The organism is Microcoleus sp. Pol11C3 (genome assembly GCF_036701485.1).
Classification (GTDB): domain Bacteria; phylum Cyanobacteriota; class Cyanobacteriia; order Cyanobacteriales; family Microcoleaceae; genus Microcoleus.
Window position 1 is genome coordinate 15,965 of record NZ_JAUBQW010000022.1, and the last position, 22,665, is coordinate 38,629.

The following is a 22,665-nucleotide window of genomic DNA, read 5'->3' on the forward strand; positions in this document are numbered from 1 at the left end:
CTAACCGCAGGGCTGTTTCATTCTCACCAAAAACATCATTTTGTAGGGGTAGTGCTAAGAGTGCCTACCCCCTCTACCAACGATTGAATGGGTGTTTGGGCCATCGGGGATCTTCACGAGGGATTGCCACAAAGAATGAAAGAGCCCTGCAACTAACCGTACTTGATATAAATTAGAATCCCAAACATCAGAGGTAAAAGACATGGTGAAACAAGAAAATAGTTTAGCAGTTGCTGCCGTTTCCCAACGCGCAGACGCGCTGGATGCCCTGCGCGGAGTAGCAGTATTAGCAATGGTTTTATCCGGTACAATAGCCCGGAAAACATTGCCGGCGTGGATGTATCACGCCCAACTGCCACCGCCCGACCACATTTTTAATAACAAACTGCCGGGATTAACCTGGGTTGATTTAGTTTTCCCCTTCTTTTTGTTTGCAATGGGGGCCGCGATACCGCTAGCTTTGTCGCGTCGCATCGCCAAGGGATGGGATACAAAAAAAGTGATTTTATCTATTTTGCAAAGAGGATTTTTGTTAGCATCATTTGCGATATTTCTCCAGCACATTCGCCCGACTATAATTAACCCAGACGCATCCATCCTGCAGAAGTGGTGGATGGCCTTGTTTGGATTTTTAATATTATTTTTAATGTATGTTCGCTGGCCGTCCAGGTGGTCTGTGTGGCGGCGGAGATCCTTAACCCTTGTTGCTTGGAGTGCCGGGATTGGCTTCGTATCTTACATCAAATATCCCAACGGCGTAGGATTTTTAGTTAGCCGTAGCGATATTATCTTGATTGTACTAGCAAATATGGCCGTTTTTGGCTCGCTAATTTGGCTGTTTACTCGTTCAAATACGTGGTTGCGAGTGGGATTTTTGGGCTTGCTGTTGGCGGCGCGGCTGTCTTCTCCTACTGACGGTTGGATTAATTTAGTTTGGCGGTACTCTCCTGCACCTTGGCTGTTTCAATTTGATTATTTAAAGTATTTGTTTGTGGTGATTCCCGGTACGATTGTGGGCGATTTCCTGGGTCGGTGGATAGAGTATTGTTCGCCGGAAGAGGCGAGTTATGCTAGCTGGAAGAGTTGGCGCTATTTCAGCCTTATGGTTGTGATGTTTGCTGTCAATTTAGTCTTGTTAATTGGACTGCAAGCTAGATGGGTGTGGCAGACTGCATTAGTGACGGTTGTGCTGTGTTTGTGCGCTTTGGTTTTGTTGAGAAAGCCAGGGAATGTCACCGAAAATTTATTGAATCGCCTTTACAAATGGGGGTTTTATTGGGTGGTTTTGGGTTTGCTGTTTGAGCCTTATGAAGGCGGCATCAAGAAAGATTCAGCGACGATGAGTTACTTGTTTTTAACGGCTGGAATGGCGATTTTGCTGTTGATTGGGTTGATGATAATTATCGATGTGTTTCAAAGAAAATGGTTTTTGCAGTTGTTTATTGATAACGGGGTGAATCCGATGATTGGTTATGCAGGATTTGCGAATATTATCTGGCCGATTCTGGTTTTAAGTAAATTGGAACCGGTGATTGTTGAGCTGACTTCAACCAATCCGTTTATGGGGTTTTTGAGGGGGTTGGGATATACGACTATTCTGGCGTTAATTGTGGTAGTGTTTACCAGGTTTAAACTGTTCTTAAGGACCTAAATTTTGAGGTTTGTAGTAAGAAGTTTAGTCCTTATTGATTCAAACTAAGGGAGAGGACTTCTGTCCTCTCTAGGAAGTTATTAAGATTGGAGGGACTTCAAAATACCGCTTTCCAACTGATAAATTGCTGCCATAATCCCGCTTTCAGGATTTGTGAGCAGGGACTTTTTGACATCTTTTAAGTATTCTACAATGTGTTCCCGCAAAATCGGTCTTTCTACTTTGACTGTGTGATTGTAATCCCACAAATCCCAAATGATAATCCCGATGCCGACAATCGGGTCGATTAAACTTACTCCCAACTGACTAGCAACTGTACCGCCTGTTTTTGTTGCTACCTTGGCGGCGGCTTTGCTGGCAACTTTTGCCGTAACTTTGCTGCCAACTTTAGCTGCTACTCCCAAAATTAAGGGTTTAGCAATTAAGTAGCCGCTGCCCCCAACTAATACTTTTAATGATAAATTCGAGACGTTTCCTTTGTCGCTAATTGTGGTGGCAATATCGTTTAAATATTTGTCCCACTGTAGTTGCGGTATATTATAATTGTTTTGAACTACTTTCACATTCTTGCTAACTTCGGCTATGTACAGGTTAGCAGTATCTTGAGTGATTAATTGAAAGCGCAGTTGAGCATTTTTTGGCACCAGCACGCGGTTTGCAAATTCTCTTTGAAAGTCTTCGGTTAATTTTTCGGAAACAGCTTGAGAAGCTGCTGTCATATCAAATCTGTTGAGTACGGCAGATTTCACGAAATTAAAAGGTACAGTAAACTCCATCTTTTTTTGATTGAAGTAATCAAAGTACCAATCGAGGAAACTATTGTCTAGTCGTGCAATTACTTCGGTTTCCCATTTGTCCAATTCTTTTGAGGCGAAAGTTTCGGCTGTTGTATGGGATTGTTGGATAGCGTTTTTAATGTCTTGGTTGACTTTGCTAAAATCGTGCGGCGGCGAGACGAAAACTGCTGTGGTTCCGGTATTGGTTAGTGACTTGGAAATTAGAAAGTTACCTAATAGGGGAATGATGACTACTAAAATTACGATCGTCCAAATCATCGGTGTCACGGTTTTGATAAACTGACGGATAACTCTGAGACGTTCTGTTTTCTCTGAATAGGTAGTTTTTTCGTTGTCTTGACTCATGGCGGTTTCTCAACTGATGAGAGTTGGGCTAGTTTCGATTATAGGCGATCGTACTTGCGATCGTGTTACTGGCCTGTAGCCTGCGATTCTGGAAAGGTTGGGGAAAAGTGCGATCGCTCTCTTTATCTGGGTTAATCGGCAGTTAATAAAAAACTCCCTCGCCTTCACCTTAATTCTTTCATATGACCCTTTAACTAACGCTCAGCTTAAACTTTCAGCCTCACTGCTTCGCAGTTTCCCACCAACTCTGCAAAGGGTGGCTTTTAGGTGGCATATATCGCCCCTTAACTCGAATTAAATTCAGTACATCGCGTAGTGTTTGCGAATCAATACCTGCTTCCTCTGACCAATGCTTAACTATCTCTAGGGTTGATAAAACCTGAAGCTGTGGTGTCTCGTTCCGAAAAAACGATATCGCTTTTTTATCATCCGTCGCCATTGCCCATTGTCGGTGAACTGCGATGGCGCCAGTCGCTGACTCGCCGTCATCTAAAATAGCGGCGTAATTCACAAATGATTCGGCCTCTTCTTCCGACTCAAAATCCACGGTTATAAGTAGATTTTGTGAGATCGCTGCCTCGAATTGAGACGCACCATCATTTTCTTCGCCCTCAAGACGCTGGAGTGTTTGTAACTCCTGCTCTCGAACAACCTGGGTAACTGCAACCTGAACAGGAATAGACTTCAAAATTCCCAGTAATTGACCCGAAGCGCAAAAGTTTAGAACGCAGCAGGCATCAAGAAGAAGGTGGGAGTGAACAATTTGCATAACTTGGCTTCTCCCATTACTCCTGCATATCAATCAGGTCGAAATCAGAGGCTTCCTCCATCATTCCGCTTGAATGTTCCCGCAATGCTTCTGCAATGCGGCGCGCCTCCAAGCGATCGACATTTAGGAAATCAGAAAAGCGACTCTCTGTAATCAGTCCTTGATCCAACGCCTCGATCGCGAGATGCTGATAGTGGAGAGGGATCGTATCAGTGCGCTGTGGGATATCTTCTAAGCCCAGCTCCTTTTGTACCTTTCTGACTTTCAACCCACGATCGCGCAATCGCTCCCAAGTTCCAGCCGGTAAAAGCTCCATTTCTTCTAACCTATAAGCAAGCGCTTCTACGGATACACCATAGTAATGAGCCAGAGTGAATAGATGAGCTGGAGTGAACTTGTTATGTATGCCAGACATATCTTTGAACCGCTTGAGCAAGCCGCTAGTGGGCATAAGGAAATATTTAGGAAAGGTTTCGGCTAGTCGTTCGCTCTCTGGAACTCGCTGATACTGACCTTCAAATTCCAACACAGCTTTTCGCCGATGTACGAGAAAGTGAAGGTATTCGTGAGCCAGCGACCAACGCCGCCGCTCCTCTGGATGATTAGCATTGATTGCTATGCAACCGCCAAGTCGTTCATCGTAGGTGTAAATCCCTGAGTATTTTGGTGGCATCTTTAGATAAAAGATGCGAAGTCCCACATCCTGCTCTAGAATGTCGCGCAGCCGTGAAATAGGACTATCTCCAAGCCCAAGCCGCTGACGCTCCGCAATCGCTATGCTTTCCGCCACAGCCTTGAGTGGCATATTCCTCACCTCCTGCTCAGGAGGATAGTTCCGGGGAAGTGGTGCGGACATAATTTCTTCAAGCTCTAGGTAATTCCGACAAAAATCCTCTAGACGCAGAATTGCTGGTTCAATCTGTACCTCTTCTCCCTCACTGCGCTGATAGGCTGCCCGGAATTGCATCTCGAAAGGTTGAACCACTGGACGAGCTCGAACGAATTCACTAACGGAGCGCCCATACGCACGGGCAAGCTTAATTAGTTCAGTTGCTTTAAGGCGGCGCTCTCCTTTTTCGATCGCCACCATAGTAGTGCGTGCAGCATCGATGACTTTAGCTGCATCAGACTGATTCATACCGCACTTTTTACGTGCCTGCTGAAGAAGTTCCCCCAGTGTCTGCGGGTCGATGTTGTCAAGGATGTTCGTAGTCATACATTTTTCCTCAACCTTACTGAACGTTGACTGCGTTTCTATTTGATACCTGCGGTTTGCCACATTGATTTAATGGGCAAACCGCAATTTGGGATTTTACTGTATCCCATTCAGAAACATAGGTTCGATAAAGCTGAATTAGCTGGCCCCGCATATCAATGGGTAGTAGGCTTTCTGCCCCAGCGCTGCGATCGACAATATCATCCAGCACTGGAAACTCTCGTGTCAAAGCTTCCCACTGAAGATCCATTTCATCTGATACATCAAGCAAATTTCGGAGGGTGTTAACCTGCACAAGCATATGATCGAGATGCAAACTGGACTCCTTTGGCGGGTGGTTTCCGTGAAGCACTACATAGCGCGTTAGATCTTTTATATAGGTAGCAGCAAGCGCTTGTCGTCTTAAAAGACAAGAGGAACAGTAACCACACTGAATCGGCTCCAGGCGATGTGGGCTGTCGCATGACATAGTTAGCGGCGGCAAGTCGTTTCTCCCGTCTTCAGCCAATGCTTTGCACATTTGAGCCTTAGTCCAGAATAGAAATGGATTTTTTACGCGGAACTCTTCTCCTAAAAGTTCTGAGACGAGATCGCTCACCATAAGTAAAGTCAGCGGGTGAACAGAACGAGAGTGATCCAGTCCCACAGCAGATGCGCGGTAAGGAAGGTTAATCGCCCCAATCCCATTCTCGTAAACACACAGAACCCGCTGACCCATGAGATATGCACACGCGGCACCAATTAGCGTGAATACAACACCTCGCGAACGAGAAAGCTTATTCTTTTGCTGTATAGCGCTATCGTGGAAGCGGATCGGTACGCGGAAAAGATGGCAACGACCGGGAAAGATAGACTCAACCTTCTTTGCTACTCTTCCCTGGCGGGCATAAACACTATTGTTACTGCCAGTTCCAAACAACACGAATGGCTTTTCTGGATACATCTGAAGACGAGTATACAGACCTGCAAGGGCATCAAGTCCACCGCTCCAAAGCGCCACTTCAGAGCCTTGAGGTACTATTGGCAAAACTAATTGCTGCTTAACCAAACGTTCCGGTGCAACCCTTTTGTGGAAGTCGAAAACCCATTCACTCCCAGTCGCCCATTCAAGCAGGTCTTCCAGCTTTGTCCGAAACGGTTCGGTACTAAGCAATTCAGGATTACGTACAGGGAGCATCACTTGAAGGCGACGCGGTTTTCCACCCAGATTGTGGGGCGCAAGTCGATCGGAAGCATGGATTGCAACGGCGAGGTCAACAAGGTCGGCAATGATAGCTGGAAACTCTGTCTGAACCCGATACCCGAATGCCTTGTCGTGTACATTAATGCCAACAGTTAGTTCTTTGCCCTGAGAGCGATCTATGAAGCGCACAGATCCATTACTGTTCGATACAGGTTCAAAATGCAGGGTATAATCGCTGGGAGCGTTGTCGTAAAGGCTCTGCTCAATGGAAGGTTCGTATTTCATAGCAGATCCTCATCAAGGTCTATTTTCTTTACCTTTTTGCGTGAAGATCGTCGCAAGTTTTTCACATCCTCATCCGCAGCAGCTTTCTTTGCCAATTTCCTGATTTCGGATGAGATATCGGGACGGATCGCCTCAACACGCTCCGTAACGGTCGCATTATCAACATCAGCATGGTGATTAGAACTCAGCGGAATGCGTTGCTCAAAATTCGCTTTGTATACTTCTTGAAAAGACCGCTCCACAACCGCTTCTGACAAATTGCTAGCGTCTACTGTCCGGTTATAACGAATCTCATGTAGTATGCCCTTGCTAGCACGAAGGATTAGCTCCTTCACATAATGCGGAACAGTGGCTTGTCGTGCGACCCGCTCTAACTTCAGGTTCCAAGCCATCCAATCCACAGAGCTATTTGCACCAGTATTTTCGCTGGCTTTGTCCAAAATCTCCCCCATGTGCTTGGCCAACTTAACAGAAAGAACACCGTAGTTGTTTTTGATGTCCTGCAAAAACGCTTTCATCACAAACCAAGCGCATTCCTGGCGGTCAAGCTTTCCTTCACACAGCATCTGATAAGGCTTCTGGTATATTCTCGAAAGCTGACTGTGAACGAGATCTCCGTCGGGCATGGTCGAACCTCCAAGGCTCCGAGTTTGTTTCTACGATCAAGCTAGATAATTTTTCTGACAATGTCAAGTGTTAAGAGACTAAAATAATAAAAAATGTCAGGATCTAGATTCGCCAAATTGGATGTAGCCCATACCTGGAGATGAGGAGGAGCATAAGTGCGAATTTGATCGCACACCTCATCCCCTACCTCGCAGCAACTTACGGACGATCGCACTATTTAACGGGCGAGTCGAGAAAATTGGCTTGACTAGAAAAAAAAAGACCTATGGCTGTTGCACTAGCTGTTGTGCATTAAATGTCCAGTAATTTTCTACTGAAAAAACCCGGTTTCTCCAAGAAACCGGGTTTTTTATTCAACGCTAAAAACGGTTAAACCTTCGCTTCATTCTTCACCAAATTACCCCAACCCAAATCCTTCAGCGAATTATTCCGGCGCAGCGGACGAGTCACCAACTCCAAAATATCCCGCGCATTACCAAAGCCGTGAATCTGAGCAAAAGTAAACTCAACAGACCACTTAGTATTAATCCCCCGCGCTTCCAAAGGATTAGCGTGAGCCATACCAGTAATCACCAAATCAATATTCTGCTCGTAAATCCGCTGAAGCTGATTGTAATTGTCCGGTTTTTCCACAATCCTAGGAGTAGGAACTCCCATCTCGTGACAAGTCTTTTCTAACAAAGCCAACTCGGCCGCCTGATAGCGCTTGTCCATGTAAGGAATCCCAATTTCCGGGCAAGTCATGCCGCAGCGAATCAAGAAACGTGCTAAAGAAATCTCTAGCAAATTGTCTCCCATAAAGAAGACAGATTTGCCGCGAATTATTTGCAGGTAATCTTCCAAACCAGCCCAGATTTGCGCTTCCCGTTCGTCCAAACCTTTTGGTTCAATTCCCAACACTGAGCAAATCTTTTCAATCCAAGCCCGAGTTCCGTCAGGACCGATCGGGAATGGCGCACCAATTAGCTTACACTTGCGGCGGCGCATCAACGTAGAAGCAGTGCGCGACAAGAAGGGATTCATACCCGATACATAATAACCTTCTTCCAATACTGGCAATTCAGTGTAGCGCTTGGAAGGAAGCCAGCCGGAAACTTTGATTCCTTGCTTCTTCAATTCTAGAGTTAGCTGAGTAACAACCGGATCGGGCAAAGAACCGAAAAGTACCAGCGGTGTGTGCTTGACATATTCCGATTCATCTGCTGCAACTTCCTCTTTTTTCTTGCCGAAATTCAGCAGTTGAGAGATAGCATTGCGTTCTTGTTTCTGAGATTCCATCACGGGTGCTTTCTCAGGACATTTAGCAGCCATCGCTGCTAAAACGGTATCTTCCCCTTGAGTAAAAGCGTAATCCAAGCCGTTAGCGCGCGCTGTGACGATGGGAATGCCAATTTCTGCTTCGAGTTTCGGCGCTAACCCTTCCAAATCCATTTTGATGATTTCGGTGGTGCAAGTGCCGATCCAGACAATTACACTGGGGTTACGATCGCGCTTAATTTGCAAGCACAGCCGCTTTAACTCATCATAATCGTTTAACTGAGCGGAAATATCCCCCTCTTCCAACTCAGCCATCGCATAGCGAGGCTCAGCAAAAATCATCACGCCCATTGCGTTTTGCAAGAAATAGCCGCAAGTCTTGGTACCGATGACTAAGAAAAAGCTATCTTCAATTTTTTGATAAAGCCAAGCTACACAGCTAATCGGACAAAAAGTGTGATAATTGCCTGTTTCGCATTCAAAGTTTAAAGCTTCTGGTTCATTAGTAGTAATAGCAGTCATATCTCAAATCTTCTCCCTTTAAATTGTTTTTCGTCTCGAACAGGACAGGCGCCTAGCGAGGAAATACCTGTTTTGTGCGATCGCATCTCTTGCTGCGGACAAGCATAAGTGGTTTTCCAGGTTGTTCTTCCTCTCGAACGCGAACAGGCGCAGCGGCGAGAAAACACCTATTTTGTGCGATCGCCCTGAAGCAGCGAACAATAATAGAAATACCTGGTTTTGGCGTAATTCCTCTGAAAAATAGATGCAGCCCACTCAATATTTCCGCAGCAGCCACAGCATCCAAAATTTTGGCTAAAAAATTCTGCGCGAGGGCATATAATCCCTCACAGCAGGGATTTAGTGTTCTTCAACTCGCTAAGGCAAAAAGCCTTTTGGCAGTTGTGAGTTTGAGCTAATTAAAGATTAACAACTCGCAACTCACAACTCACAAATAGAGCGGGAAACTTCAAGACTAGGAGAGACGCGGGCGATCGCAACAACCTCACTTAAAATCCGACAAAAAGCCCGAAATTTCTTCATCCTCATCGTCGGAATCCAAATCGCCGAGACCTAAAGCATCTAAATCATCTTCGTCAGGATCGCCGGTAGTTGCTTCCCCCAGATCGTCAAGTCCGAGATCGTCGAGGTCATCGTCATCAGATACAGAGAAATCGTCAATACCGTCGTCGTCCAAGTCGCCCAGATCCATGTCTAGGTCATCTGAAGTCGCTGTCCCAAACGGATCGGGTATTTCTTCGGCGACAAAATCTGCATCTTCTTCCCCAAACGGATCGGATATCCCCACTTCGAGATCCCCAGAGGTCAAAGTCCCAAATTGTGAGGATTCTTCTTCATCGTCATCGCCGAGGTCGAGACCGCCCAAAGCCGAAGCTTCTTCTTCATCGTCATCGTCATCGCCGAGGTCGAGACCGCCCAAACCCAAGGCTTCTTCTTCATCGTCGTCGCCGAGGTCGAAGTCAGATACCGCCTCTTCATCGTCGTCGCCGAGGTCGAAGTCAGATACCGCCTCTTCCTCATCGTCACCCATATCGAAGTCAGATACCGCGTCTTCCTCATCGTCGCCAAGGTCGAGACCGTCCAAAGCCGAGGCTTCTTCCTCATCGTCGTCCATGTCGAAGTCGGACACTGCTTCTTCCTCATCGTCGCCGAGGTCGAAGTCAGAGACTGCTTCTTCCTCATCGTCGTCCATGTCGAAGTCGGAGACTGATTCTTCCTCATCGTCATCCATGTCGAAGTCAGAGACTGCTTCTTCCTCGTCATCGAAGGATTCCTCGTCGGAACTCAGTGCTGACGAAGCAGCAGCCAGACCGGCTGCTCCGGCGACTCCGGCGACTACTCCGGCTGCTGCTAAGGCCGCACCGCCTAATTTATTAGATTTGGCATCAGCGGGTACAGCAGTTGCAGTTTGAGCCGCTGCGGGTGCAGCAGTTGCAGTTTGAGCCGCTGCGGGTGCAGCAGTTGCAGTTTGAGCCAATGCGGGTGCAGCAGTTGCAGTTTGAGCCGCTGCGGGTGCAGCAGTTGCAGTTTTAGTCGCTGCGGGTGCCACAGTTGTTGGAGTTTGGCTGGCCGTGTGTTGCGCCGTAATTGAGGGCATACCCAGCGCCATATCCGGGTCAAAATTTAGCCCCAACACTTCGATCAGGCTGTCTGCATCCGGCTTCAGTTTTGAGAAGGGCAGCATTAATTGCTGGAGTTCCGGCTCCAGGGCAGCCGCAATTCCCAGGATGAGGTAAGAAACAGGCCTTTTCCCGCCGTCGGGTGTGGCGACCGTGTTCTCAGCCGTCATGTGCAGGAGCAGCCAAGCCCGATTTACCTGGTAGTAGTCCAACCACTTCTGTTTGAGAGCAACTGAAAAAGTATCAAAAAAAGCCATAACCTCTTTATCCTCATCCTGATCGCTAGACCTATTAAACCATCATCAGGTCTAGCTCATCTTCCTCCTTCTTGACCACCGGTTGCACTGGATTTAGATAAAAATCTGAAAGTAAGGCGAATAATTCGCGATCGGGCGTGTCGTTGGGCACTACTCCTTCGGGCATTGCCAAAATCTGGTCAGCGATGTTGAGGTAGTAATCGCAGACGTAGTTGAGGGAAGGATCGCTTTCGGCCATCTCAAACAATGTTTTGCCTTTGACGCGAGAAACGCGAATGTCTTCAATCAGGGGCAGCACTTCCAGCACCGGCATGGGTACAGAGTCAATGTACTTGTCGATCAAGTCGCGCTTTGAGGTGCGGTTGCCAATTAAACCGGCGAGTCGCAACGGGTGAGTGCGGGCTTTTTCGCGGACTGAGGCGGCGATGCGGTTGGCTGCGAATAAAGCGTCGAACCCGTTGTCGGTAACAATCATGCAGTAGTCGGCGTAGTTCAAGGGGGCTGCAAAACCGCCGCACACTACGTCGCCGAGCACGTCGAACAGGATGATGTCGTATTCGTCGAAGGCATTGAGTTCTTTGAGCAGTTTGACTGTTTCGCCGACTACATAGCCACCACAGCCAGCTCCTGCGGGAGGGCCGCCTGCTTCTACGCAGTCAACGCCGCCGTAGCCTTTGTAGATGACATCTTCGGGCCAAACGTCTTCGTAGTGATAGTCCTTTTGCTGAAGGGTGTCAATAATTGTGGGGATCAAGAACCCAGTGAGGGTAAATGTACTGTCGTGCTTTGGATCGCAACCGATTTGCAAAACTTTTTTGCCGCGCTTGGCTAGGGCAACGGAGATGTTGCAGCTTGTTGTCGATTTACCAATTCCACCTTTTCCGTAAACTGCGAGTTTCACTCTTTGTTCTCCTATAGGTTTCTATCAAAACTATGAGGGCTGGGATTTGATGCTTTTTTTCAATCGCCCAACTGCAATCGCCCAATTGCAATAGCCGACGTAGCAATAGCCCAACTACCGTGCCCTTACTGTCAGTCGATTTGAGATTTCAGATTTTAGATTTTAGATTGATTCCACAGATGAATCTGGGGTTTTTCCCTAATGTCTAAAATTTTTCGCTCTCGACGACTTTTGTTTGGGACTTGTATCCGTCTTTGGGTTAGGCCAATTTTGGAGCCTGCCCTAACTCACCTCGTTGAAAGCATTATTAGCTAACTTGCGATGAAAAGAAAGGGGGCGTCTAAATGAAAATGCTAGTAAATTTGTTTATTTTGCACTTTAGGGAATCTTAACTGTTTTTTTGACCTAAAAATCTATTTTTAGATTTTTTTTAGATTTTTAATTAGTTTTAGGATACTTTTTGTCTATAAAGAGGTACAAAAGTAAAACAAAAATAAAACAAAAATTAACTTCTCCAACAATCTGGGCTTTTGGCTTTGGGGCTAGGATGCAGGCAGTTGATGGCTTGTGCGGGTAACTTGAACGGGCACAAAGGCGCTAGTGGATGAGGTAAACGGGAGAGTGAGTTCTGCCCAGTTGGGTCTGGGGAGGGCAAAGTGATGTTAGCTTTCGGCTGTTGCGGATGATTTTGCTGGGGTTTTGAGTATTGTGTAAAAAATTGTGAATTTTTAGGAATTGGCGGGAGATTGGGGAGGGGAAGAGGAGGAGAGGGGGAGAGAGGAGAGAGTGTCCGAGGGGGAGAGAGTGTCCGAGGGGGAGAGAGGGGGAGATTGGGAAAATCTTCTTTCTTCCTTGAACATCTGACTAATGACTGATAACTCATGACTGATAACTCATGACTAATGACTGCTGACTATCGGAATCTCGATCGCAAATTCAGTGCCCCGTCCAGCTTCCGAAACGCAGTCGAGCCGCCCCCCATGCTGTTCGACCACTAAATGGTAAGAAATTGACAGTCCCAACCCAGTACCCTTGCCGACTGGTTTGGTAGTAAAAAACGGGTCAAATAATTGGCGGCGAATCTCCTCCGGTATGCCCCGCCCGTTGTCGGAAATGCGGATCGCGACAAAATCGCCGCCAACAACTTCAGTACGAATTGTAATTGTGGGAACAGTCAATGGAGAATTAGGATTTGACGGGGGTGAATTTTTCGCATTTCTCGTCGCCCATTCCCCTTTCTGGATTTCTTCATCTAAAGCATCAATAGCATTGCCGATAATATTCATAAACACCTGATTTATCTGACCGCCACAGCACTCGATCAGGGGCAAATTACCGTATTCTTTAATAATGTCAATAGCTGGATGTGCGCCGTAAGCTTTGAGCCGATGCTGCAAAATCAACAAAGTGCTATCTAGTCCCTCGTGAATGTCAACGAGTTTGATGTTAGCTTGATCCGATCGCGAAAAATTACGCATCGACACCACTATTTGGCGGATGCGCTCGGTTCCTACTTGCATAGAAGACAGGATCTTAGATAAATCTTCTACCAAAAAATCGACTTCCATCTTTGCTGCTGCTTCCCTAATTTCCGAGACTGGTTCGGGATAGTGCTGCTGGTAAAGTTCCAACAGTTGAAACAATTCTTTGATGTAGTGGCTGGCGTGGGAAAGGTTGCCGTAGATAAAATTAACAGGATTGTTAATTTCGTGAGCAATACCGGCAATCATTTGTCCCAAAGAAGACATTTTTTCGGTTTGCACTAATTGAGTTTGAGTTTGCTGCAACTTTCGCACAGTTTCCTCTAATTGCAGCGCTTGATTTTTCAAGCAAGCCTGCTTTCGCCGCAGCGCTTCTTCGACTCGTTGGCGCTTGAGAATATCCCGTCTCAACAATTCATTGGATTCTAAAAGTTGAGCGGTGCGTTCTTCAACTTGTTTTTTTAAGTCGTCGTGAGCTTGGCGCAGGGCTTCTTGGGCTCGCTGCCGTTCTACAATTTCTTGCTGCAAAAGTTCGTTGGCTTTCTGCAATTGGGTGGCTCGATCGTCCACGGCTTGTTGCAACAGCTCGATCGTCCCGTACATTTCCGATTGGTTAAAAACTTGCGGCAAACTTGTCACAGAGACAACGCCCAAAAGTTCTCCCTGGCTGCCAACTACTACCAAACGGCGGACGCAGTGGCGCTGCATGGACTGGTGGGCACTCCAGAGGGAATCGGCGGGAGATATGCAAAATAAAGGCGCACTCATGGCCTCTATAGCCGATATTTGGGAGAGGTTTAATTCCAGGGCGTGAAACTGCACGATGTCGCGCTCGGTGACAATGCCGATCGGAATTTGGTAATTTTGTATTGGTGCGGCCAGCTCGGGATGCTGAGTTTGCTCTTGGACAATGACGACGGAACTAACTCGATGCTTGACCATCAGCTCGGCTAAATCGAGGGCTGAGGCAGTTGCTGGGGCCGAAATGACTTGATTTGTCATGACATCTGCCGCACAGCGCAAATTGGTTAGCAAGTTAACTGGTTGCAGGGCTTCGTGGATGGCTTCGCGGGTGATGAGGCCGAGAAGTTGCGAGTCCTCATCCACTACGGGCAAATGCCGGATCTGGTGCTGGCGCAACGTGAACATCGCTGTGAAAATATCTTGAGACTCGGATTGTTTGAGGGTAATGGGCGATCGAGTCATTACGTCAGCAATTGTCAGTCCTACCGTACAAGCTGCGACGGTAGTTAGCTTGACGATATCGCGTTCTGTAAAAATGCCGATCGGGCGATTATCTTCCACGACTAAAACGCAACTGCGCTTGGCTGCGCTTGCAACAGTGTTTTGTTTTTCCCCACAAAGCTGACAGGAGACGCGCATCGGGTTCATGAGAGCTAACACTTGGGCGATCGGGGTTTCTGGAGCCACGGTGAGGGGGTGGCGGTCGATCGCCCGATCTAAAGGTGACGAGTAAAGTGGCTGGCTGTTGGGCTGTCCGACGGGTTGTGATGCTTTAATTGCTGGGGAGTGCGGGGCGGAATCTAGGAAATGCTGTAATTGTTCTTCTTGTAGCATGATTATTAATTTAAGTTAATGAATTGTTACAATTTTGGAGACTTGGGTTGGCAGACTTAGCATTAATTAACCGGGTGACAAATGCTCGATCGCTTAAAATCTGATTGCTCGAAAACCCCTTATTTAATTTTTAATTTTTAATTCCTATGTCGTGGACGCCCTTAAGTCATCGAATTCATCACTTGCCGCTCATCCTTGCGGGCCCGATTTTGCGCCGGACTGAAACTCAGGCCGTGACAGTTTGGCTCGCTCTGAAAGCACCCCGCCAAGTCGAACTCAAGGTTTATTCGACAGAGGGCGGAACCGGCGAAATTGTCGATCGACCATTGCTCCAAGGTGCGAACTCTACCGTGCAGCTCGGCAAATACCTACACGTAGTGGCGGTGACTGCTAAACCAATTAATAGCAATGTCTTGACATCTGGGCAAATTTATGCTTATGACATCGAGTTTGCTGGGAGTCGCGAGTCGAACGTCGGGGTTGCAGTCCCAGAAAATGAGAAAGAAAATCTCATTTCTTGCCTGTGGCCGGCATCCCCTGATTTGTCGGCTTTGGGGCCGGAGACGATTAGTTATTTCGCTCACCAGTTGCCGACTTTTGCCTTGCCACCGCAGGATTTAAACTATTTGCGGATTGTTCACGGTTCTTGTCGCAAGCCCCACGGAGACGGCAGAGATGCGCTGCCAATCTTGGATAATTCGATCGAACAGTTTGCAGGAACGCCAAATAGCAGGCCCCATCAACTGTTTTTAACGGGCGACCAAATTTACGGCGACGATGTTGCCGATGCGATGCTGTGGGCTTTGACTGACGCTGGCGATACACTGTTGGGCTGGGAAGAAAGTCTACCCCTGATGGATGATGCCCAAATAAAAAAGAATTTGTGTATCAGTATACCTAAAAATTCGGAAAACGAAAATGCAGTTGGCCAAGAGAGAGAAATTTTTAGAGAGTCGCCAATTCAGAAACCGTCTGATGTTGAGTATGAGTCCAAAAAACCTATTGAGTTACAGCCGGGGACTCGCAGCGATATTGCCAGAGATTGTGGTGGCTTTACGGCGATGTTGGTGAATAAACCCAACAATGCTAAAAGTCACTTGTTTAGTTTGGGCGAATATTATGCGATGTATTTGTTAGTTTGGTCGCCGATACTTTGGTGCGAGCGTTTTCCCAAGGGTAAGGATATTTGCCCAAATTCTAAGCAGGCAAAAGTCTGGGATAGAGAAGTTGTTGAACTTGACGGTTTTGCTCGCAATTTGTGGAGGGTGAGGAGGGCGCTAGCGAATATTCCTACTTATATGATTTGCGACGATCACGATGTTAGCGACGATTGGTATTTGAATCGAGAGTGGTGTTACCGGGTGCTGGGAAAGCCGCTGGGCCGGCGGGTGGTGCAGAATGCTTTGCTGGCTTACGCTGTGTTTCAGGCTTGGGGAAATACGCCTGCACAGTTCGATCGCGCAAAACCGGGAGATAAATTATTAAAAGCTGCTGAAAAATGGTCGAATTCGGCGGGGACTGATGTTTCTGCTTGGGAGAATGCCGCTAAGTATTTGGGAATTCCAGAGCTCGATCCGAAAACTCATTTGCCGAAGTTGAAATTAGATGAAGATGTTTTTATTTTGGATCGAGATGACGAGGGTGTAAATGAGGTTTTGAATTGGCATTTTACTGTCAGAAGTTTTAAGCACGAAGTGATTGTGCTGGATACACGGAGTTGGCGGGGGTATCCGGTGAAAAGCGCGATCGATCCGCCGATGCTTTTGACTCACAAAGGTTTTGAGGAGCAAATTCAGAAACCTTTGAAGGAAACTGATTTGCTGAATAAAACTGGGGAGTTTGAGATTGAGGCGACGCTGGTGGTTGTGCCGACAAATTTGGTGGGTTTGTGGATTATTGATGCAGTTCAAAAGTGGGATGTGGAACAGGGGAAGGTTTTTAATAGCGATGCGGGGGATGCTTGGAATTTTCATGAGTTGGCTTTTGTGAAGCTGTTGTCGGAGTTTTTTAAGCAGCGCGATCGGGTGATTCTGTTGACGGGGGATATTCACTATGCTGCTGCTGTGCGACTGAGTTATTGGTCTGATTGTCATTTTGGCGATTCTAGAGCGAATATTGAGCCTTTGAAGGGGGGGAATTATCAATCAAATTGTCAATATTCTGTGTTGGCGCAGTTGACGGCTAGTGCTTTTATCAATGAGGAGTGGAAAACGCATTTAATTCATACTAAGATTAAGTCGCTGTTTCCTGAGCGATCGCACGAATGTTTGGGATGGAATGAGCCGCTGGAATTAATGAAAATTCCGAGGAGTGGCAAAAAGAAAGCTCTGGCGGCTGCTGTCAGGAATAGACAATCTCTGCCTGATTGGGGATATCGGATTGACTGGATTAAACGACAAAAAGCTCGGATGTTTTTGCAGCTAGAAAAGGGAACTGCGTCAAATAGATCGCATAAAGATAAACGATTGCCACGGCTGCGTAGGTTGTGGAATTTTATATCGCTGTTGTGGCGCAATCGCTGGCTGCAAGAGGGTGATGAGATTGTGGGATATAGCAATATTGCGATCGTCAGTTTTCAGTGGCCTGCTGAGGGTGATGGTGAGAAGGCGGTGATGCAAAATGTTTATTGGCGGCCACTTTGGGCATCGGATAGTGTGGTTTACAGTCAATATTTTGTGCCGCTGGGATTGGATGAGGATGATTAGATTCCCGGCGGTTTCAATGGCAGTTTAAATCGCGGAGGATTTATTTTTTAAGGTAAGTAACCCAAGGTAAATAATATGATATTTTCTAATTGTACCAGTATCTCTGGATTGACTTCACCAATTTTATTTCGCAATCTTGTTTTATCCAAAACTCGCAGTTGATGGCACAATGCCACAGAATCTTGAGTTAATCCTCCCTCACCGCCGGGAATCAAAACACAGGAAGGAAGAGATGTGCGACGCAGATTAGTTGTGAGAGGAATACTGAGAACAGTAGTTGTGTATCTCGAAATTGTATCGTTTTGAAAAATAATTGTGGGACGCACGCCTGCTTGTTCGGAACCTTGTGTGGGATCGAGGTTGGCAATCCAGATTTCACCTCGTCTGATTGTCATGCCAAATCCTCATGTTTGAGGAGTTCTGAATATTCGCTGATTCCGAGTTCCGCCAGTTGTCGGTCTTCTTCGGCAAATTCGCTGTAGAGTGCAGCTAAGTTAGTTTCATCGATCGCGGGAATAGTCACTAATCTGGCACGGAATTTCAGGAAGCTAATAAATTCAAATACTTGTTGGAGTTGTTCTCGATCGAACTTTTCTAATTCTTGTTGGATTAACTCTCTCATGACAGTCATTTTTGTTGTCAAGTTTTCTGTATTATAGCCCGATCGCCCATCCACAAAAAACCCGATCGCCCATCAACCAAAAAATCCGTTCGCCCCATCCACAAAAAACCCGATCGCCCATTTCTCTCAAAATCGATCGCCCCATCCACAAAAATCCGATCGCCCACCCACAAAAAACCCGATCGCACATTTCTCTCAACTTCGATCGCCCATCCACAAAAAACCCGATCGCCCATCCACCAAAAACCCGGCGGTTGAAACCCAAAAACCCCGGCGGTTGAAACCGCGTCTACACAGACAAAACCCGCCTTCGCGGGTTGAAAATTTCAGCCGATGATTTTCAATCTCCGAATACCCTCTTCGTCCGCGTAGGCGGACATCGTTTGTGTAGACGCGGTTTCTAACCGCCGGGATTTCAAGCGCCGATAATTTCAAATTAGATCGCCCGAATCAACCCAAAAATCCGATTATCGCCCGCCGCTAACTCCCTCCAATCGTAGGAAATGCACCCAGCCCGACGCATCGCCCGCTACAACACTCACCCCATCAGGCAAAATTGCACAGCAATAGAAGCTACAATCTCCGCTGAAACTAGCAACCTCTTTGCCACTAAGTAGATCCCAGATTTTCAGGGTATTATCGGATGAACCGGAAACTGCTATGAGGCCGTTAGGGGCGATCGCCACTGCATTTATCGAGTTAGTATGACCGGTGAGGGTTCTCAGTTCGGTGCCACTTTCTGTGTCCCAGATTTTCAGGGAGTTATCCCCTGAACCTGAAATCGCGGTTTTGCCGTCGGGTGCGATCGCCACTGCATTTACCCAGTTAGTATGACCGGTGAGGGTTCTCAGTTGGGCGCCGCTTTCTGCGTCCCAGATTTTCAGGGTGTTATCCCCTGAAGCTGAAATCACGGTTTTGCCGTCGGGTGCGATCGCCACTGCTGTTACCGATTTAGTATGGCCAGTGAGGGTTAATAGTTCGATGCCGCTTTCTGTGTCCCAGATTTTCAGGATGTTATCCTCTGAACCTGAAATCGCGGTTTTGCCGTCTGGTGTGATCGCCACTGCTGTTACCCTGCTACTATGACCGGTGAGGGTTAATAGTTCGGTGCCGCTTTCTGTGTCCCAGATTTTCAGGGTGTTATCCCATGAAGCTGAAATCGCGGTTTTCCCATGGAGTGGGATCGCCACTGCATATACCGAGTCAGCATGACCGGTGAGGGTTAATAGTTCGAGGCCGCTTTCTGTGTGCCAGATTTTCAGGGTGTTATCCCCTGAAGCGGAAATCGCGGTTTTGCCCTCTAGTGCGATCGCCACTGCATATACGGAGTTGGTATGACAGGTGAGGGTTCTCAGTTCGATGTCGCTTTCTGTGTCCCAGATTTTCAGGGTTTGATCCCATGAAGCTGAAATCGCGGTTTTGCCGTCTGGTGCGATCGCCACTCCTGTTACCTTGTGAGTATGACCGATGAGGGTTCTCAGTTCGGTGCCGCTTTCTGTGTCCCAGATTTTCAGGGTTTGATCCCATGAAGCTGAAATCGTGGTTTTGCCGTCTGGTGCGATCGCCACTGCTGTTACCGAGCTAGTATGACCGGTGAGGGTTCTAAGCTCGGTGCCACTTTCTGTGTCCCAGATTTTCAGGATGTTATCCTCTGAACCTGAAATCGCGGTTTTGCCGTCTGGTGCGATCGCCACTGCTGTTACCGAGTTACTATGACCGATGAGGGTTCTAACTTCGGTGCCTGTCTCCGTGTCCCAGATTTTCAGGGTGTGATCACCTGAAGCGGAAATCGCTGTTTTACCGTCTGGTGCGATCGCCACTCCTGTTACGAAGTTACTGTGACCCGTGAGGGTTCTAACTTCGGTGCCACTGAGCAAATGCCAGATTTTCAGGGTGTGATCATATGAAGCAGAAATCGCTGTTTTACCGTCTGGTGCGATCGCCACTGCATTTACCACGTCAGTATGACCAATGAGGGTTCTAACTTCGGTGCCTGTCTCGGTGTCCCAGATTTTCAGAGTGTTATGCCATGAAGCGGAAATCACGGTTTTGCCGTCTGGTGCGATCGCCACTGCTTCTACCACGTCAGTATGATCGGTAAGGGTTCTAACTTCCGTACCTGTCTCGGTGTCCCAGATTTTCAGGGTTTTATCGTATGAAGCGGAAATCACGGTTTTGCCGTCTGGTGCGATCGCCACTGCATATACCGACTCAGTATGACCGGTGAGGGTTCGCAGACATCCTTCTCCCGGCCGTTCTAAATTAGCCCTCAAAGGCCGCAGCCAAACACTATCTTTCCACGACTGCTTGGCTTGTTCCAGCAAGCCCTGAATCTCAGGCACTTCAAAATCTAGCAACCTCCCCAACAATTGCCCTGCTAATTCAGTTTTATCCCATTCCAAAACGTGTGCCGACTTGCGAATTCCTCCTTGAATCAATCTCAGAGTTTGACTTTGATCCCCCGACACCAACACATCAGAATTTACGGCTAAATCGTAATCCTCAATTAACGCTTGAACCCCCAACGCATCCAACTTCGCCTCAATAAAATCAAAATCCGTCAACAACTGATGCAGTCGTTCCCCTTGAACACTCTCAGCCAAATGCCCCGGCAGAGTTTCCAAAGCATAAAGCCGCTTTTTCGGCGACAGTTTCCCCAACCGTTCTTTAAACTTACTCATCGCCGTACAAATCCTCCCACAAATTATCAGAAATCGCCGTTTCAATATCCCGCAGCGAAACCCCAGCTTTCTGCACTACATCCTTACGATGCAGAAATCTTTGGAAACTCGCGTGATAGATACTGTAATCCGGCGGAGTGTCGCTGCTACGCCGCAGAAACTGTTCCCAATCATCGAGAACTTCCTGCACATCCAAAGCATCTTCCTCGGCAAAATCCGCCAAAATATCGCAGGAAACCGGCTTGCGAGTTTTGGTCAACAAATAAATCACCTTCAACTTCCGGCGGCGCAATTCTTTATCTCTAACCGCCATTTCCATCCGCGCCCAATGCTTCTCATAATATCCTTCCAACTCCCTCGGCAAATCTTGCAAATTCACATCGCTGTACTTGCCGCTGTCGATATCATTCAGCACATAGCGCAGGTACATAAAATTATTCTGGCTTTTTTGGGCAACCGCCGCCACAAACTGTTCGCGCTGCAAATTTTGACGGTTAATCCAACTCTGAATTGACGCGCTGTTGCTGGTGCGTTTGTCAATATAAAGCTTGACATCCGCCAAACTTTCTGCACTGTACTGCATCAAATCAAAAACCTGATGATTTGGCAAAGGCAGAGATTCCGGCCGCTTGGAGACAATAAAATAAACATTATCCGGCAAAGCATCTGGCAAATACAGGACATTGCTACCACGCCCATGATCGCTCAGATCGACTTCATCGAGGGCATCCACAACAAAAACTAACTTTTTTCCGCCCAATTTAGCACTGACTTCCCCCAACAATCGACTGAGAAAATTGCCATCTGTAGTTGCATTGTCTGGCAGTTTTGGGTAATCCAGTTTAAAGGCTTGAATTAACTGAGTGCAGGCATTTTCGAGAAATTGCTTTGCCTTAACCGTGCCTTGAGATTGCGAGTTAAAATGGACAACACAGCGCCGCTTCAGCAGCAGCACTAACTTTGCCATAATTGAAGTTTTCCCGACACCAGGATCGGCTTCTAAAACAAAATATCCTTTGGGATTTTTCTGCAAAAATTCGATAATTGCTTCAAACACAAATCGGCGGCCGATAAAGTCTTGAGTGCGGTCTTGAATAATCGTTTCGCACTCGTAGGGAAGCGGCAATCTGGGCGCGGAAGTATCAACAAATCGTTCCAGTGATGTTTTAATTTGCCCCAAATCGGATCGGATGCCAATTTCTATGGATTCCAATTTCACCATCACTTGACAAATCTGCTGCCCAGTTGCCACGGCCTCCAACTTTTGCAGAATTTCCCCATTTTGCAGCCCTAAGTCTTTGAGTTCCGCCAAAGCAATTTGGTGCAGGTTCAACAGCATCGCTGCAAACTTTTCTCCTCCCTTCGCCGCATCCAGTTTCAGCACTTCGCGGTACGCTTTCGGGAAAGTTGCGTACAGCTTGTCCGCCACAAATTCCACAATTTCCGCATCCAAGGATTTGCCCTCGCTGGCGGCGAATTCGTTGAGGAAACTTGCCCAATCTGCCGTTGCCAATCCGGTAACTCGATCGAACTCCTCGGCATCCGCAGAAAAAATCCGAGTTAGCTGGTCTTCGGAAATATTTAAATCCCTTGACAAATCGGCTGTATTCGTGTTAATATCCAGCCAGTATTCAGGAGTTTTCTCGGCTAATTGACTGAGTGCTGTTTCTGGATAAGGCAAATTTTTGGTTTCGGCGATCGCAATTAGGCGATCCGACTTCGCAACCTCTCTCAAAATATAGCCGATCGCCTCACCAGCGGCCTTAATCAAATCGTGATTGTCGAGAATCCTCGGATTTTTGCTCAACCGTTCCGTCATCCGATTTGCCAGTTCATCAGCGGCCATAGTCTCAGCGATACTACCAGCAATTGCTGCTAAGATAGAAACTCCCCCAAGTGCGATCGGGCCGCCGATAATACCCGCTGCTGCTTGAGTTGCCGGATTGGCGATCGCATTTGAAATAACTTGCCCAACAGCCATCACCGCACTGCATCCAATAACCCTAATTTTAAAATTAGCTAAGTCAATTAGTGGCATAAAATAAATATTCCTCTTTTTAAAAGTTGGTAGTAATTATATAGTGCCGGCTGCCGTTTAGTCCGTCGATGCGAAATTTTCAAGTAAATTTAGAGATTGTCGATCGCGACTAACTCTAGGATATAAAGTAA

At 47.1% G+C, this 22,665-nt stretch carries 16 protein-coding genes; 2 read left to right on the forward strand and 14 right to left on the reverse strand.

Annotation, left to right across the window (positions count from 1 at the left end; genetic code table 11):
- The first annotated feature begins 202 nt into the window (after nt 1-202).
- Nucleotides 203-1,651: a DUF5009 domain-containing protein gene (locus tag QUA40_RS07995; RefSeq protein ID WP_333123725.1), complete on the forward strand. Its 1,449-nt coding sequence runs from the start codon at nt 203-205 to the stop codon at nt 1,649-1,651.
- Between the two features lie 80 nt (nt 1,652-1,731).
- Here QUA40_RS07995 and QUA40_RS08000 read toward each other — a convergent pair whose 3' ends face one another.
- The 9 genes from QUA40_RS08000 to QUA40_RS08040 all read right to left on the reverse strand — a co-directional run bounded on the left by QUA40_RS08000 (nt 1,732) and on the right by QUA40_RS08040 (nt 14,488).
- The gene (locus tag QUA40_RS08000; protein WP_333123728.1) at nt 1,732-2,793 is read right to left on the reverse strand and encodes a hypothetical protein; all 1,062 of its coding nucleotides are present in this window, start codon (nt 2,791-2,793) and stop codon (nt 1,732-1,734) included.
- Nucleotides 2,794-3,013: 220 nt separating this feature from the next.
- Nucleotides 3,014-3,562 (reverse strand): hypothetical protein, encoded by a 549-nt coding sequence (locus QUA40_RS08005; protein WP_333123731.1) that lies wholly within the window; start codon nt 3,560-3,562, stop codon nt 3,014-3,016.
- Between the two features lie 16 nt (nt 3,563-3,578).
- Nucleotides 3,579-4,778, reverse strand: a complete 1,200-nt coding sequence (locus QUA40_RS08010; protein WP_333123733.1) for an XRE family transcriptional regulator — start codon at nt 4,776-4,778, stop codon at nt 3,579-3,581.
- A 16-nt stretch (nt 4,779-4,794) separates the two neighbouring features.
- Entirely contained in the window at nt 4,795-6,246 is a 1,452-nt protein-coding gene (locus tag QUA40_RS08015; protein ID WP_333123736.1) for a 7-cyano-7-deazaguanine synthase, read from the reverse strand.
- Nucleotides 6,243-6,872, reverse strand: coding sequence for a hypothetical protein (locus tag QUA40_RS08020; protein WP_333123739.1), 630 nt, complete (start codon nt 6,870-6,872; stop codon nt 6,243-6,245). Before QUA40_RS08020 ends, QUA40_RS08015 begins: the two co-directional genes overlap by 4 nt.
- A 370-nt stretch (nt 6,873-7,242) precedes the next feature.
- The gene (locus QUA40_RS08025; protein ID WP_199292772.1) at nt 7,243-8,652 is read right to left on the reverse strand and encodes a ferredoxin:protochlorophyllide reductase (ATP-dependent) subunit N; all 1,410 of its coding nucleotides are present in this window, start codon (nt 8,650-8,652) and stop codon (nt 7,243-7,245) included.
- A 484-nt stretch (nt 8,653-9,136) separates the two neighbouring features.
- Complete coding sequence (locus QUA40_RS08030; protein WP_333123742.1) at nt 9,137-10,528, reverse strand: DUF5331 domain-containing protein; 1,392 nt, start codon at nt 10,526-10,528, stop codon at nt 9,137-9,139.
- Between the two features lie 34 nt (nt 10,529-10,562).
- Nucleotides 10,563-11,429 carry a ferredoxin:protochlorophyllide reductase (ATP-dependent) iron-sulfur ATP-binding protein gene (bchL, locus tag QUA40_RS08035; RefSeq protein WP_006634709.1) on the reverse strand — a complete coding sequence of 289 codons (867 nt, stop codon included), beginning with the start codon at nt 11,427-11,429 and terminating at the stop codon, nt 10,563-10,565.
- A gap of 899 nt (nt 11,430-12,328) precedes the next feature.
- A complete protein-coding gene (locus tag QUA40_RS08040) occupies nt 12,329-14,488 on the reverse strand; it encodes a CBS domain-containing protein (protein ID WP_333123745.1) in 2,160 nt (719 codons plus the stop codon).
- Nucleotides 14,489-14,634: 146 nt separating this feature from the next.
- Here QUA40_RS08040 and QUA40_RS08045 point away from each other — a divergent pair, with 146 nt between their 5' ends.
- A complete protein-coding gene (locus QUA40_RS08045; RefSeq protein ID WP_333123748.1) occupies nt 14,635-17,193 on the forward strand; it encodes a PhoD-like phosphatase in 2,559 nt (852 codons plus the stop codon).
- A 47-nt stretch (nt 17,194-17,240) separates the two neighbouring features.
- On the opposite strand, the gene QUA40_RS08050 is transcribed toward QUA40_RS08045, so the two are convergent.
- From QUA40_RS08050 to QUA40_RS08070, 5 genes are all read right to left on the reverse strand, one after another.
- On the reverse strand, nt 17,241-17,588 hold the full coding sequence (locus QUA40_RS08050; protein ID WP_333123751.1) for a type II toxin-antitoxin system PemK/MazF family toxin: 348 nt from the start codon (nt 17,586-17,588) through the stop codon (nt 17,241-17,243).
- Nucleotides 17,585-17,824: a hypothetical protein gene (locus tag QUA40_RS08055; RefSeq protein WP_333123754.1), complete on the reverse strand. Its 240-nt coding sequence runs from the start codon at nt 17,822-17,824 to the stop codon at nt 17,585-17,587. Before QUA40_RS08055 ends, QUA40_RS08050 begins: the two co-directional genes overlap by 4 nt.
- An 8-nt stretch (nt 17,825-17,832) precedes the next feature.
- Nucleotides 17,833-18,051 carry a hypothetical protein gene (locus tag QUA40_RS08060; protein ID WP_333123757.1) on the reverse strand — a complete coding sequence of 73 codons (219 nt, stop codon included), beginning with the start codon at nt 18,049-18,051 and terminating at the stop codon, nt 17,833-17,835.
- A 231-nt stretch (nt 18,052-18,282) separates the two neighbouring features.
- Nucleotides 18,283-20,496: a hypothetical protein gene (locus QUA40_RS08065; protein ID WP_333123760.1), complete on the reverse strand. Its 2,214-nt coding sequence runs from the start codon at nt 20,494-20,496 to the stop codon at nt 18,283-18,285.
- Nucleotides 20,489-22,534 (reverse strand): ATP-binding protein, encoded by a 2,046-nt coding sequence (locus QUA40_RS08070; protein ID WP_333123762.1) that lies wholly within the window; start codon nt 22,532-22,534, stop codon nt 20,489-20,491. The genes QUA40_RS08065 and QUA40_RS08070 overlap by 8 nt, the downstream gene beginning before the upstream one ends.
- Between the last annotated feature and the right edge of the window lie 131 nt (nt 22,535-22,665).